Consider the following 15080-nt stretch of genomic DNA (forward strand, 5'->3'; position numbering starts at 1 on the left):
GTTCTGCGCCCGCACGCGGAGGACCAGTACGCGGACGAGCTGGAGATGCTCGCCAAGACCGACGACCGGCCGCGCCCGCCCGGGTGGCGGCTGTCGCCGTGGGCGGTGACCACCTACGTGCTGGGCGACGGAGACCGGATCACGCCGAAGTACGTCGGCCCGAGACGGATCGTGGAGGTCGCGGTGGCGACCCTCGCCACCGACCGGGCGCTGCTGCTGCTCGGCGTCCCTGGCACGGCCAAGACCTGGCTGTCGGAGCATCTGGCCGCCGCCGTCAGCGGCGACTCGACGCTGCTCGTGCAGGGCACCGCGGGCACGCCGGAGGAGGCCGTCCGCTACGGGTGGAACTACGCCCGCCTGCTGGCGGAGGGCCCCTCGCGGGCCGCCATGACGCCGAGCCCGGTCATGCGGGCCATGGCCGAGGGGCGGCTCGCCCGGGTGGAGGAGCTGACCCGGATGCCGTCCGACGTGCAGGACGCCCTGATCACCGTGCTGTCGGAGAAGACGCTGCCGATCCCGGAGCTGGGCGAGGAGGTGCAGGCGGCCCGGGGCTTCAACGTCATCGCCACCGCCAACGACCGCGACCGGGGCGTGAACGACCTGTCGGGCGCGCTGCGCCGCCGCTTCAACACGGTCGTGCTCCCGGTCCCGTCGACCCCGGAGGAGGAGGTCGAGATCGTGGCGAGGCGGGTCGCGCAACTCGGCCGCTCCCTCGACCTGCCGGAGGGGGTCGCCGGGATCGAGGAGATCCGGCGGGTCGTCACGGTCTTCCGCGAGCTGCGCTCGGGCGTCACCTCGGACGGAAGGACCAGGGTCAAGTCTCCGAGCGGCACGATGAGCACGGCCGAGGCCATCTCCGTGGTCACGAACGGTGTCGCGCTGGCCGCGCACTTCGGCGACGGGGTGCTGCGCCCGGCGGACGTCGCGGGCGGCATCCTCGGCGCCGTCGTGCAGGACCCCGTGCCGGACCGCGTGGTCTGGCAGGAGTACCTGGAGACCGTGATCCGCGACCGCGAAGACTGGCGCGACTTCTACCGGGCCTGCCGTGACGCCGCGCTCTGACGGCGTTCCCTCTGCCGCGACCCCCACTGCCGGCGCTCTCTCTGCCGGTGGTTCTGCCGGTGCTTCTGACGGTGCCCCGGCAGGAGCTCTCTCGGGGGCGGGCCGGCTGACCGTCGGGCGGGCGCGCGTCGCGGTTCTCGGGATCCGCCACCACGGGCCGGGCTCGGCGAAGGCCGTCCGGGCGGAGCTGGAACGGCTCCGCCCGGATCTGGTGCTCGTGGAGGGCCCGCCCGAGGCTGACGCCGTCGTCGGGCTCGCGGCCGACCCGGACATGCGGCCCCCGGTCGCGCTGCTGGCCCACGTGCCCGGTGAGCCGTCGAGGGCCGCCTTCTGGCCGTTCGCCCGTTTTTCCCCGGAATGGCAGGCCATCGCGTACGCGCTGGGCGCGGGCATCGAGGTCCGCTTCTGCGACCTGCCCGCCGCGGCGACCCTCGCGCTGCAGGCGGATCCGCCCACCCGTGATCCCATCGCCGAGCTGGCCGGGGCCGCCGGATTTGACGACCCGGAACGCTGGTGGGAGGACCTCGTCGAGCATCGCGGCGAGACCGGGACGCTCGACGCGGTCGCCGAGGCCATGACCGCCGTACGGGAGGGCCACGAGCCCCGGGGCGTGGAGGCGCTGCGCGAGGCCCACATGCGCAGGACGGTGCGGAGGGCGGCCCGGGAGGGTCACCGGACCATCGCCGTCGTCTGCGGAGCCTGGCATCTTCCCGCGCTCGCCGGCCCCCTGCCGCCGGCCGACGACGACGAGCGGCTGCTGCGGGGCCTGCCGAAGGTCAGGGTGGCGACGACGTGGGTGCCCTGGACGCACGGGCGGCTCGCGGCGGCCGGCGGCTACGGGGCCGGGGTGGCGTCCCCCGGCTGGTACGACCACCTGTTCGCCGCCGCCGACCGGCCCGTCGAGCGCTGGCTCACCCGGGCCGCCGCCGTCCTGCGCGAGCAGGACCTGCCGGTCTCGTCCGCCCACGTGATCGAGGCCGTACGGCTGGCCGAGACGCTGGCCGTCCTGCGCGGCAGGCCGCTCGCCGGGCTGTCGGAGGTGACCGAGGCCGTCCGGGCCGTTCTCTGCGACGGCGACGAGCTCAGGGTCGAGACGATCCAGCGCCGGATGGTCGTGGGGGAGCGGCTCGGCCGGGTGCCAGGATCGACCCCCATGGTGCCCCTGCAGCGCGACCTGCGGGAGGAGCAGCGCAGGCTCAGGCTGAAGCCCGAGGGGGAGGCCAGGCAGGCCGACCTCGACCTGCGCAAGCCGCTCGACCTCGGCCGCAGCCGGCTGCTGCACCGGCTCGACCTGCTCGGCGTGCCATGGGGAACGCCGGTGCCGGTCCGCGGCAAGGGCACGTTCCGGGAGTCGTGGACGCTGGAGTGGCGCCCCGAGCTCGACCTGGCCCTGATGGAGGCGGCGGTGTGGGGGATCACCGTCGAGACTGCCGCCACGGCGCGCGTCGCCGAGCTGTCCGCCTCGCCCCACCTCGCCGACCTCACCGCGCTGGTCGAGCGCTGCCTGGTCGCGCACCTCCCCGCGGCGCTGCCCGGGGTGCTGCGCGAGATCAGGGAGCGCGCGGCCCTCGACACCGAGGTGCGCCACCTGATGGCCGCGCTGCCCGCGCTGGTCAGGGCCCAGCGGTACGGCGACGTGCGCGGCACCGATGGGCTGGGGGAGATCTCCGAGTCGCTGCTCGCCCGGATCCGCGCCGGGCTGGGCCCCGCGCTCACCGGCCTCGACGAGGCGGCGGCACGTGAGATGACGGCTCTCATCGACGGGGTGCACACCGCCGCCGGGCTGCTGGGCGACCGGCGATGGCCGGCGGCCCTGGCCTCCGTGGCCGGACGAGACGGTCTCCCGGGGCTGGTCGACGGCCGGATCACCCGCATTCTGTTCGACGCCGGGAGGCTGGACGACGTGCCCGCCCGGATGGCCAGGTCGATGTCGCGCGGCGGTCCGCCGGCCAGGGCCGCGGCCTGGATGGAGGGGTTCCTGTCCGGCGGCGGGCTGCTGCTGGTCCACGACGCCCGCCTGCTTACCACCGTGGACGACTGGCTGACCGGCCTGTCGCCGGAGGCGTTCGTCGAGGTGCTGCCGCTGCTGCGGCGTACGTTCGGGGCGTTCGCGCCCGCCGAGCGCCGGATGATCGGCGAGCGGGTCCGGTCCGGCCGGGCCGCCGCTCCGGCGGAGCCGGTGGAGTGCGACGAGGAGCTGGCGGCGGGAGCCGTACGGACCGTGCGGCGGATCCTGGGCGACGGGTGGTGACGGTATGGAACACGGCGGTACGGGACACGGCGGTATGGGCCACGGCGGTATGGGCCACGGCGGCATGGGGCACGGCGACGGCGCGGGACACGACGGTATGGGCCACGGCGGTACGGGACACGACGGCGCGGGACGTCACGACGGCGGTGACGGCACGCCGGGCGGGGCGGCCGGCGACGAGCGGTCGCGCCGGTGGCGGCTGGTGCTCGGCGGCGCTGCGGCCGGCACGGTGACCGGCACCGGGGCCGGCACCGGGACGGGTCAGGCGGGGGGCGGGCTCGACGGCGGGCTCGACGGCGGGCTCGACGGCGCGGACGCCCGCATGGACGCCGCGCTCGCGGCGCTCTACGATGGGCCGGGCGAGCGCGGCGCCGGGCTCGGCACGTCCGCGCCCCGGGTGGCCCGGTGGCTGGGAGACATCAGGGAGTACTTCCCGTCGACCGTGGTCCAGGTGATGCAGCGGGACGCGGTCGAGCGGCTCGATCTGACCAGGCTGCTCCTCGAACCCGAGATGCTGGAGGCGGTGGAGCCCGACGTCCACCTCGCCGCCGCTCTCCTTTCGCTCAACCGGCTGATGCCGGAGCGGGCGCGGCGGACGGCGCGCGAGGTGGTGGGCAGGGTCGTGGCGGAGCTTGAGGCGCGCCTGTCCCGGCGCACCCTCACGGCCGTGACCGGGGCCCTCGACCGGTCGGCCAGGACCCGCCGGCCGCGCCGGGCCGCCGACGTCGACTGGAATCGCACCATCATGGCCAATCTGAAGAACTACCTGCCCGAGCGGAACACGGTCGTGCCGGCCACGCTCGCCGGCTTCGGGCGCAGGCGGCAGGCCGTCCAGCGGGACGTGGTGCTGTGCGTCGACCAGAGCGGGTCGATGGCGGCGTCGGTTGTCTACGCGAGCGTCTTCGGCGCGGTGCTGGCGTCCGTGCGGTCACTGCGGACGTCGCTCGTGGTGTTCGACACGTCCGTCGCCGATCTGACCGGCCGGCTGGACGACCCGGTCGACGTGCTCTTCGGCACCCAGCTCGGCGGCGGGACGGACATCAACCGCGCCGTCGCCTACTGCCAGGGGCTCATCACCAGGCCGGCCGACACGATCTTCGTCTTGATCAGCGACCTGTACGAGGGCGGGGTCCGCGAGGAGATGCTGCGCCGGGTGGCCGAGATGACGGCGTCCGGTGTCCAGGTGATCGTGCTGCTCGCCCTGTCCGACGAGGGGACGCCGCAGTACGACGGCGACAACGCGGCGGCACTGGCCGCCCTGGGGGTCCCGGCCTTCGCGTGCACCCCGGACGCCTTCCCCGATCTCATGGCGGCGGCCGTCGAGCGCAGGTCCTACGACCATTATCGGATGGCCGCGTCCGGGCCCCGATCCGTAGGGTCGCCGACGTGACCTCCGTGATGACGCGGCCCCGGGTGTTCGCTCCGCGCTACCGCGCGGTGAGCACCGGGTTCGTGGCCCTCTCCCTGCTCGTCGCCTTCGAATATCTGGCGGTGGCCACGGCGATGCCCCGCATCGGGCGTGAGCTGCACGGCTACCACCTGTACGCGCTGGCGTTCAGCGGCAACCTGGCCGCCAACATCATCGCGACCCTCGTCGGCGGGCGCTGGAGCGACGCGCGCGGCCCGGGGGCCGCCCTGTGGGCCGGTGTGGGCGGCTTCATCGCCGGGCTGGCCGTCTCCGGCCTCGCGCCGGGCATGGAGGTCTTCCTCGCCGGCCGCTTCCTGCAGGGGTTCGGCGGCGGCCTGTTCAACGTCGCGCTCTACGTCCTCGTGGCCAGGGTCTACCCGGCGCCGCTGCACCCGCGCGTGTTCTCGCTGCTGGCGGCGGCCTGGGTGCTGCCGTCCATCGTGGGACCCGCCCTCACCGGGATCGTCGCGGAGCGGTGGAGCTGGCGCTGGGTCTTCCTGGGCGTGGCCGTCGTGGCCGTGCCCGCTGCGCTGGTGATGCGGCGCGGGCTGCGCACCGGCGGAGAGAAGCCCGCGGCCGGCCCAGCCGGAGAGCTCCCGGCCGGCGAAGTCTCCGGCGCCACGGCTCCCGGCTTCCCGCGCCGTCTCGCGTGGGGCGTGCTGGCCGCCCTGGGCGCGGCGCTGCTGCAGTACGGCAGCGGCACGCCCGAGTCGGGGATCCCGCTGGCCGCGGCCGGGCTGGCCGCGCTCGCGCTGTCGCTGCCCCGGCTGCTGCCGTCCGGCGCGCTGCGGGCCGCCCGTGGGCTGCCGGCCGTCGTCGCCCTGCGCGGGCTCGCCGCCGGATCGTTCTTCGCGGCCGAGGTGTTCGTGCCGCTGACCCTCACCGCGGAGCGCGGCCTGTCCACCGCCCAGGCCGGTCTCGCCCTCACCGGCGGCGCGGTGGCGTGGTCGTTCGGCTCGTGGATCCAGGGGCGACTGCCGGGCGCGCGGGTGCGGACGCTCCGCCTCGGCACGGCGCTGATCGCCCTCGGGGTCTCGATCACGGCGCTTACGGTGTTCCGGCAGGTGCCGGTGGCCGTGGCCTTCGGCGGCTGGATGACGGCGGGGCTCGGCATCGGGATGGTCTTCCCCACGTTGTCCGTGCTGGTCCTTGAGCTGTCGGCGCCGGGAGAGCAGGGCCGCGCCAGCGCGTCGATGAGCATCGGCGAATCGGCCCTGTCGATCGTCGCGGTGGCGCTGACGGGGGCGCTGTACGCCGTCTTCCGCGGCACTCCCGCGACCTACCTCGTGTGCTTCGGCCTGCTCGTCGTGATGGCCGCGACGGGCACCGCGCTCGCGGACCGGGTGAGACCGGAGCCGGAACGGGACTGACCCGCGGCTTCGCCGGGGCTCGCTCTCCGGGCAGTGCCCCCGCGTTTTGACCACCGCCCGGCAGCGGGCACCATGGAGGTCTAGCCGAGGGGGATCCAGTGCCGCGTGTCCGGGAGCTCGAAGTCTTCAGGATGACCTTGCCGTACGGCAGGCGTCCGGAGACAGTCCTGGTCAAGGTGACGGACTACGGCGGCATGGTCGGCTGGGGCGAGGCCGTCGAGCCCGACCGGCAGGGGCCGCTGGAGAGATCCCTGCCCGCCCTGGTGGGCGTCGACTGGGAGCATCCGTCCGAGCTGGGGGTGGCCCCCGGCGGCACGGCCGGTGACATGGCCTGCTGGGACCTGTGGGGCCGCATGAACGGCGTCCCGCTCGCGCACGCGCTCGGCGGGACCCGCACCTCGCTGACCGCCACGGTGCGGCTGTCGGCCGACCGCTCCCTGGAGAGCATGGTCGCCCGGGTGAACCGGCACGTCTGCGCGGGCTACGGCCACGTCACCCTCGACGTCCACCCCGGCTGGGACGTCGAGCCGCTGCGCGCCGTCCGGGCCGCCTACCCGGCGCTCGCCATCGCCGTCGACGGGCGCGGCGCCTACACGGAGATCGAGCAGCTCGAAGCGCTGGACGCGTACGGGGTGGCCGCCATCGAGCGTCCGTTCAAGGACCTGCTGACCAGCGCCGACCTGCAGGACCGGGTGTCGGCGCCGGTCGCCGTCGAGGTCGGCTCCCTCGGCGAGCTCGACGAGGCGATCGGCGTCAACGCGGGCCGCGCCCTGCTGCTGCGTCCCTCCCGATTCGGCTCGCTGGCGTCGGTGCGGCTCGCGCACGACCGGGCGGCGGAGGCCGGCTGGGACATCGTCTGCGCCGGGGGCCTGGGCGCGGGGCTGGCCCGGGCCGCGACCGTGGCGGTGGCGAGCCTGCCGGGCTGCACCCTGCCCAGCGACGTCGCGGAGCCGCCGCGCAGTGCCCAGGTCGTGCTGCCGCCCGTCGGAGCGTCCGGCGGTGTGGTGGCCGTGCCGCTCACGCAGCCGGGCCTCGGCCACACTGTCGACGAGTCCCGCGTCCGCCGGATGGCCCGGCAGTCCTTCCACGTCTGAGGGGCGATCCGGCAGGACCTCACACCGGGACTCTCACAGCGGGGCCTCACACTGGGGCCTACACGGCGGCGCAGCCCTCGCCGATGGGGGCCACGGCCGGTGAGGGGTCCGGTGAGACCTGATGGCGACGCGGGGCGGGGGGCGCCGGGTCCTTGATCGCCTGGTCGGTGAGCAGCCGGATCCGGTCCCAGTCGGGATAGACCGTGCTGATCAGCGGAGGGACGAACTGGAGGCTCGTCACCCTGGCGTGCTTGGCCCGCAGCGCCAGCGGCACCAGGTGTTCCAGCATGGGCCGGGGGATGTCGGTCCTGACGATCCTGCGGGCGACCGCCGCGAGCTGCGTGAAACGGCTCAGCACGGTCGCCGGGTCGGCCTGCTGGAGCAGAGCGCCGAACACGCACCGCTGGCGGCGCATCCGGTTGAAGTCGTCGCTGCCGGTGCGTGAGCGGGCGTACCACAGCGCCTCCGTGCCGCTGAGCCGCCGGGTCCCGGCCCGCACCACGCCCTCGTCGTACCTGCCGAAGACGATGTCCCGGTCGACGGTCAGGACCAGCCCGCCGAGCGCGTCGATGATCTTGGCGAAGCCCCAGATGTTGACCAGGGCGTACCAGTCGATCCGCAGGCCCAGGATGTGGCCGACCGTCTGCTTCAGCGTCTCGGCGCCCATGTGGTGGCGGCCGCCGAACAGTTCGGGGTGGTCGTCGGCGTACTGCCAGACGGAGTAGAGCAGGTCCTCGCGCCAGCCGGGCTTCGACTCGGGCAGCTGGAACCCGTACGGGAAGCGCAGGGCCATCGGGCTGCCCGGCGGGAAGAGGATGTGCTCCAGGTTACGGGGCAGGCCGAGCAGCACGGTGTCGCCGGTCTCGACGTCCACGCTGGCGACGTTGACGCTGTCGGTCCTGATGCCGACGCGGCCCTCGTCCCAGTCGCCGCCGAGGAGCAGGACGTTGACCCGGCGGCGCCCGCCCCACGGGTCGCCTGGCCGTCCGGCGCCCTCCTGGCTGGAGAAGACCGAGTCGATGGTCCGCCGCGACACCGTGAGGTAGCGCGCCGTGATGGCGAACGGCGCCGCGACCGTCACCGCGAGGACTCCGGCGAGGGCGCCGGTGACGATCTGCGCGGACGGGCGCAGCCGTCCCGGACGCAACACCATGAACGAGTGGACGACCAGGCAGAACCACGCGGCGGCGCAGACACCCGCGACGAGGCTCATCTGGGCGAGCCAGTTGAGCGCGCGCGCCGCCAGCCCCGCGTCGGCGCCCGCGAGCACGCCGGCCACGCAGACGAGGACGGTCAGGTGGCAGCAGAGCAGGGTGATCCCCGTGCGCCGCCATCCGGCGCGCAGGTGCGCGGCGCCCGGGAGCACCACCGAGAGCGCCACCCAGCCGAGCAGCGCCGCCGCCATCCGCCTCGACGCACCAGGGGTGTCCATGGTGGACATTGAAGCGGTCCACGTCCGGGGAAGACCGGCGCCTGGGCCGAGCCGGGCGTGTTCATGCCGTCGCTTGACCCCCGCGCGGCCTCATGCGGACCGGCCGTTACCAGGGGAAGCCGAACAGCCCGAAGTAGGCCGCGGTGACCAGGAGCAGCCCGGTGCCGCCGAGCACGCCCGTGAGGACGGACTTCTCCCAGCGGCTCGGCTGCCAGCCCTCGTGGAGCCCGGTGAGCACGGCCGCGACGGCGGCCACCTCCTGCACCAGCATCACCACCGCGAGGATGCGCACCACGAGCCAGCCGGCCTGGACGGCCGGCCACGCCCCCGCCTGGTTCACCGAGAACAGCACGATGAGCGTGATGAACGCCAAGACCGCGGCGAGTTCGCCCAGCCCGGTCCAGGCCATCCGGCGCAGCCGCCGCCGGATCGTCCCCCACAGCTCGGCGTTGGCCTGCAGCCGCAGGTCACGGCCGCGGAGCCGGACCACCATCTCGGTGACGGGCGCGGCGACGTATCCCACCGCCGCAAGGCAGAGCGTGAGCCACAGGAAGGTGCCGTCCCCCCACCAGGGCGCGGCGGGCACGTCGGCCGCCTCGAACCGCTGCACCGGGGTCGCCCCGGCGATCGGCAGTGACGGCTTGGCCGTACCGGGCAGGCCGTTGATCCAGTTGGCCAGCGTCGGCAGGTAGCCGGGGGCGTACCGGCCGCCGTTCAGCCGCATCGCGTGGTCCGCCCCGGCGAGGTACCGGATGGTGTAGTCGGTGTTGCCGCCCTGCTCCAGCGACCGGGTCAGGGTCTCGGTGCTCTCCACGAACGGGATGGACGGGTCCATCGTGCCGTACAGCGCGAGGACGGGCTGGTGGACGCCGCGAAGCGCGGGAACGCCGTCGTAGCGGAGGAAGTCGAAGCCGACGCCGCCCATCGCCCGGGTCAGCAGGTCGCGTACGCCGCCGGGGGCGTGCAGCCGCAGCAACTGCTCGTTGAGCGCCCACGCCACCTGCCGCAGCGGCGACACGTTGGGCGAGGAGACGAGGACGACGAAGCTCGCGGCCGGATCACGAGCGGCGGCGACGGGCACGACCCAGCCGCCCTCGCTCACCCCCCACAGGCCGGCCCGGGCGGGGTCGACGTCGGGCCGTGCCCGCAGCACGCGGAGCATCCGGTCCGCGTCGTCGGCGAGCAGGGTGAAGTCGCGGCTGCGGAAGGAGTAGCCGACGGTGCGCTTGTCGTAGGCCAGGGTGACGATGCCGGCCTTGGCCAGCCACTCCGCCTGCACCGTGAACTCCCCGCCGTCGCCGGAGCCGGAGCCCTGCACGAAGACCATCGCCGGGTGGCGGCCGGGAGTCATGGGATAGCGGATCGTGGCCCTGAGCGTCTCACCGCGCGCGGACACGGACACGGTCTGCGTCCCGACCGGGGCGGTGGCCGCGACCGGCCGGACCTCGGCGGAGGGCTGCGCGGGCAGCGACCGGAACTCGGGCGACGCGGAGAGCGGCGGCGGGTCGAAGGCGGGCGGCGAGATGAGGTGGCCGAGCGCGGCCAGGACCACCATCAGCGTGCCGGCGATCATGGCGAGCGTGCTCCGGCCGAAGTTCATGAGGCCGTCCCCCCATGCCTTGTGTATTACCGGAATCAGGCTAAGTCATTACCCGATCTCCGAGCGGGCGGCCATTGGGAACAATGGGGCCACTTTTGTCACAGGGACCTGTTAGCTTCCTGCGACATGCGTGTGCTGCACACCTCCGACTGGCACCTCGGCCGGTCCTTCCACCGGGAGAGCCTGCTGGGCGCCCAGGCCGCGTTCGTCGACCACCTGATCGAGACGGCGCGGGACGAGCGGGCCGACGTCGTGGTGGTGTCCGGTGACGTTTACGACAGGGCGCTGCCCCCCGTCGACGCGGTGGCCCTCTGCAACGAGGCGCTGGCCAGGCTCAAGGCCCTCGGCGCGCACACCGTGCTGATCAGCGGCAACCACGACTCCGCCGTCCGGCTGGGGTTCGGGGCCGACCTGATGGAGCGGGTCCATCTGCGCACCGACCCCGGCCGGGCCTGGGAGCCCGTGATCGTCGGAGACGTCGCGTTCTTCGGCATCCCCTACCTGGAGCCGGAGGTGGTGCGCGGCCCGTGGGAGCTGGCCGAGCGCGGCCACACGGCCGCGATCACGTACGCGATGGACCGGATCAGGGCCCACCCCGCCGCGCGCAAGGTCGTGCTGGCCCACGCCTTCGTCACCGGCGGCGAGGCGAGCGACAGCGAGCGCGACATCAGCGTCGGCGGCGTCGCCCACGTGCCGCTCCACGCGTTCGACGGGGCCGCCTACGTGGCGCTGGGGCACCTGCACGGGCGGCAGACGATGAGCGAGACGGTCCGCTACAGCGGGTCCCCGATCGCCTACTCCTTCTCCGAGGCCACCCACCGGAAGGGCACGTGGCTGGTCGACCTCGACGCGCAGCGGCCCGGCGCGCCGCGGGCGGAGTTCGTCCCCGCGCCGGTGCCGCGCCCGGTGAGCCGGCTGCGCGGGCGGATCGCCGACCTGCTCGCCGACCCGGCGCACGCCGTCGCGGAGGACCACTGGCTGCAGGTGACGCTCACCGACCCGGTCCGCCCGCGGGAGGCGATGGAACGGCTGCGGTCCCGCTTCCCGCACACCCTGGCCCTCGTCTTCGAACCCGAGAACGGCTCCGATACGGCCCCCCGCCGGGCGCACATGGCGGGCCGGGCGGAGATCGACGTGGCGCTCGACTTCGTCCGGGAGGTCCGCGGCGAGCCGGCGGACGACGACGAGAGACGCCTGCTCGAACGGGCCGTTGAGGCCTGCCGCGTCAAGGAGAGCGCGTGAGCGGGCGGCGCGGGCGGGCCGCGTCCCCCGCGAACGGGCGAGAGGAGGCCCGGTGAGACTGCACCGGCTGCGGCTGACCGCGTTCGGCTCCTTCGCCGGCACCGAGGAGGTGAACTTCGACGCCCTCGGCGAGGCCGGGCTGTTCCTCATCCACGGGCAGACCGGCGCCGGTAAGACGACCGTGCTCGACGCGGTCTGCTACGCCCTTTACGGCCGGGTGCCCGGCCGGCGCGACAGCGCCCGGGCGCTGCGCTGCGACCACGCCCCGCCCGATCGCGGTCCCGTCGTCGTCCTGGAGGCCACGATCCGCGGGCGGCGGCTGCGCGTCACCCGTTCTCCCGCCTGGATGCGCCCGAAGCTGCGTGGAGACGGCCTGGTCGAGGAGAAGGCCAAGGCGCTGGTCGAGGAGCTCACCGACCGGTGGATCACCCGCAGCACCCGCAGCGACGAGGCGGGTCACCTGATCGGCGAGCTGCTCGGCATGAACGCCGACCAGTTCTGCCAGGTGGCGATGCTGCCGCAGGGAGACTTCGCCAAGTTCCTCCGGGCGGACGGCGACGACCGGCGCAAGCTGCTCGAACGGCTGTTCTCCGTCCGGGTCTTCACCGACCTCGAGGGGTGGCTCGCCGATCTGCGCACCCGCACCGGGCGGGAACGGCAGGAGCTGGCCCACCGGGTCGACTCGGTCCTCGACCGGATGCGCGGAGCCGCGGGCGACGGCCTGCCGCTCCCGGAGGACGACGCCGACCCGGCGGCCTGGTCGGGCGCGGTGACCGAGTCGGCGCGGGCGGTCCTCGACGAGACGGTCGCCGGGTGCGAGGCCGCCCAGACCGTCCTGCTCGCGGCCCGCGCCCGGCTGCGGGCCGGTGAGGAGCTGGCCGACCGGCGCGGCCGGCACGCGGCCGCGCTCGCCCGCAGCCGCGAGCTCGACGCCGCCGCCGACGAGCGGTCCGACCTGGAGGTCATGCTCGACGACGCCGCCCGCGCCGACCGCGTGCTGCCGCTGCTCCGCCAGGCGGGGCAGCGGGCCGAGGCCGCGGCCAAGGCGGGGCGGCTGGCCGCCGACGCGGTATCGCGCGCGCTCCCGGGCGAGGACGCGCCCGGCGCGGACCGGCTCGCCACCCTGGAGCGGGAGCGCCGCGACGAGATCACCCGCGTGCGGCAGGCCCTCCCGGAGGAGTCGCGGTTGCGCGAGGTCCGGGAGGAGCTGGATCGCACGGCACGCACGCTCGCCTCGCTCACCGACGAGGATCGGCTGCTGGCCGAACGGCTCGCCACGCTGCCCGCCCGGCGGGGCGACGCGGAAAACCGGCTGTCGCGGGCCCGCGTCGCCGCGGCCGCCGTCCCCGGCCTCACGGCCGCCCGCGACGCGGCGCTGCGCCTGCGCGAGACGACCCGCCAGGCGGCGCTGCTCGACGCGGAGCTCGAACGGCTGGCCGCCGCCGAGGCGGAGGCGCTCGCGGCCCAGGCCGAGCTGCCGGCCGCGCTGGCCGCCGCCGACGGCGAGGCACGGGCGGCGCGCGAGGCCGCGGCCCGCCTTCCCGGGCTGGAGGCGGCCCGCGGCCTGGCCGGGGAGCGGCTGGAGGCCGCCCGGCTCCGAGACGCGCTCCGCGCCGAGCTGGAGGCGGCGGCGCAGGCCCGGCGAGCCGCCGTCGACCGGGCCCAGGACCTCCGCGACCGGCTCCAGGACGTACGGCTGCGCCGGATCGAGGGCATGGCCGCCGAGCTCGCGGCCGGGCTCGTCGAGGGCGGGCCGTGCGCGGTGTGCGGGTCGACCGATCACCCGGCCCCGGCCCGCGCCGCCGTCCGGGCGGCGACAGCGGACGACGAGCAGGCCGCGCAGGACGAGTTCGACGCCGCGCAGCGCGACCGCGAGGAGGCGGAGAGCGCCGCCGCGGCGCTGTCGTCGGCGCTGGAGGCCGCCTCCGCGCGGGCCGCCGGCCGCACGGCCGAGGAGGCCGCGGCCGCGCTGGCGGAGACCGAGGCGGAGCTGGCGGACCGGCGTGAGAGCGCGGCGCGCGAACCGGTCGCGGCGGAGCTGGCGGAGCGGCTCGCGGCCGATCTCGACGCGGCCCGCGACCGCGCGGCGGAACTGGCGTCCGCCATCACCGAGACCCGCACGCGCCGCGAGGCCGTGCTGACCGAGCGGGCCCGCGTCGCGGCGACCCTCGACCAGGGCCTGTTCGACACGGGCGTTCGCGGTGGGGCCGGTGATCTGGAGAGCACGGATCTGGACCCCGCGAACCTGGGTGGCATGGGTCGGGGTGGCATGGCTCTGGGTGGCATGGGTCTGGGCAGCGCCGATCTGGGGAGCCCAGATCCGGCGGGCACGGATCTGGAGGGCGCCGATCCGGAGGGCACGGATCTGGAGAGCGCGGTGGAGGCGGCGGAGCGGCGGCTGGAGCGGGCGCGGGCGCTGGCCGCCCGGGAGGACGAGCTGGCCGTCGAGGTTGCCGGGCTGGCCGCGGAGCACGACGAGACGGACGGCCGGGCCCGGCAGGTGGCGCTCGACCTGGCGGCGGCCCGGGCCCACGCCGACGGCCTGGCCGCCGACAAGGGCCGGCTGTCGGCGCTGATCGACGCCGCCAGGGGGAGCGATCCCACCCTCGCCGCCCGCATCGAGCGGCTCGAGGACGAGGCCACCCTGGTCAGGGAGGCGGCGGAGGCCGTCCGGGCCGCCGCCGTCGCCGACGGGGAGCGGGAGGCGGCGCTCGGACAGGCCGCGCGGGCCGCCCGCGAAGCGGGCTTCGCCGGGGTGGAGGACGCCGAGGCCGCGGCGCGGCCGGCCGCCGACCGGGAGGAGATGGCCCGGCGGCTGCGGGAGCTCGACGCGGAGCGGGCGAGTGTGGAGGCGCTGCTGGCCGATCCCGAGCTGACCGCCGCGGCGGCCGCCCCGGCGCCCGATCTGGCCACGCTGGAACGGGAGCACGCCGAGGCCGAGCGGGAGCACGGTGCGGGGATATCGGCCAGGGACCGCGCGCGCGACCGCCTCCGCCAGCTCACCGGGCTCGCGGCCGAACTGGAGGCGGCGCTGCGCGCCTACCGGCCGGCCGACGAACGTCACCGGCTGGCCCGTCGCCTGGCCGAGCTGACCGGCGGGACCTCCTCCGACAACCGGTGGCACATGCGGCTGTCGTCGTTCGTGCTCGGGGAGCGGCTGCGGCAGGTCGTGGAGGCGGCCAACGAGCGGCTCGACCGGATGTCCGGCGGGCGCTACCTGCTCCGGCACGACCTGGCCAGGTCGGCGGGCGACCGCGGCAGGTCGGGCGGCGGGCTCGGCCTCCGCGTCCTCGACGCGTGGACGGGCGTCGACCGCGACCCCGCCACGCTGTCCGGCGGGGAGAGCTTCATCGCCTCGCTCGCGCTGGCCCTCGGCCTGGCGGACGTCGTCACCCAGGAGGCGGGCGGCGCCGAGATCGGCACGCTGTTCGTCGACGAGGGGTTCGGCACGCTCGACGACGAGACGCTCGACGACGTGCTGGACATCCTGGACGGCCTCCGGGAGGGCGGCCGGGCGGTCGGCGTGGTCAGCCATGTGGCCGAGCTCCGGGTGCGGATCCCCGCCCGGCTCCGGGTCGTCAAGGGCCGGTCGGGGTCGTCGCTGTCCCAGCGCTGAGGCCG

The 15080-nt window shown here is 75.4% G+C and carries 9 protein-coding genes; 7 read left to right on the forward strand and 2 right to left on the reverse strand.

What is annotated here, in order from left to right; genetic code table 11:
• Positions 1–45 precede the first annotated feature (45 nt).
• The 5 genes from JOL79_RS18125 to JOL79_RS18145 all read left to right on the forward strand — a co-directional run bounded on the left by JOL79_RS18125 (position 46) and on the right by JOL79_RS18145 (position 7185).
• A complete protein-coding gene (locus JOL79_RS18125; RefSeq protein ID WP_210157151.1) occupies positions 46–1062 on the forward strand; it encodes an ATP-binding protein in 1017 nt (338 codons plus the stop codon).
• Positions 1063–1168: 106 nt separating this feature from the next.
• Positions 1169–3313, forward strand: coding sequence for a DUF5682 family protein (locus JOL79_RS18130; protein ID WP_210157152.1), 2145 nt, complete (start codon positions 1169–1171; stop codon positions 3311–3313).
• A 4-nt stretch (positions 3314–3317) separates the two neighbouring features.
• Complete coding sequence (locus JOL79_RS18135) at positions 3318–4703, forward strand: vWA domain-containing protein (RefSeq protein ID WP_230984995.1); 1386 nt, start codon at positions 3318–3320, stop codon at positions 4701–4703.
• Positions 4700–6091: an MFS transporter gene (locus JOL79_RS18140; protein ID WP_307848590.1), complete on the forward strand. Its 1392-nt coding sequence runs from the start codon at positions 4700–4702 to the stop codon at positions 6089–6091. The genes JOL79_RS18135 and JOL79_RS18140 overlap by 4 nt, the downstream gene beginning before the upstream one ends.
• 98 nt (positions 6092–6189) lie before the next feature.
• Entirely contained in the window at positions 6190–7185 is a 996-nt protein-coding gene (locus JOL79_RS18145) for an enolase C-terminal domain-like protein (RefSeq protein WP_210157018.1), read from the forward strand.
• Between the two features lie 58 nt (positions 7186–7243).
• Here the strand turns inward: JOL79_RS18145 and JOL79_RS18150 are convergent, their stop codons facing one another.
• Both JOL79_RS18150 and JOL79_RS18155 read right to left on the reverse strand, forming a co-directional pair.
• Entirely contained in the window at positions 7244–8617 is a 1374-nt protein-coding gene (locus JOL79_RS18150) for an LCP family protein (protein ID WP_230984996.1), read from the reverse strand.
• Between the two features lie 106 nt (positions 8618–8723).
• Positions 8724–10217, reverse strand: coding sequence for an alpha/beta hydrolase family protein (locus JOL79_RS18155; RefSeq protein WP_210157020.1), 1494 nt, complete (start codon positions 10215–10217; stop codon positions 8724–8726).
• Positions 10218–10343: 126 nt separating this feature from the next.
• On the opposite strand from JOL79_RS18155, the gene JOL79_RS18160 reads away from it, so the two are divergent.
• Both JOL79_RS18160 and JOL79_RS18165 read left to right on the forward strand, forming a co-directional pair.
• On the forward strand, positions 10344–11459 hold the full coding sequence (locus JOL79_RS18160) for an exonuclease SbcCD subunit D (protein ID WP_210157021.1): 1116 nt from the start codon (positions 10344–10346) through the stop codon (positions 11457–11459).
• Between the two features lie 52 nt (positions 11460–11511).
• Entirely contained in the window at positions 11512–15075 is a 3564-nt protein-coding gene (locus tag JOL79_RS18165) for an AAA family ATPase (protein ID WP_210157022.1), read from the forward strand.
• The last annotated feature ends 5 nt before the right edge of the window (positions 15076–15080 follow it).

The organism is Microbispora oryzae, from assembly GCF_017896165.1.
Taxonomy (GTDB): Bacteria; Actinomycetota; Actinomycetes; order Streptosporangiales; family Streptosporangiaceae; genus Microbispora; species Microbispora oryzae.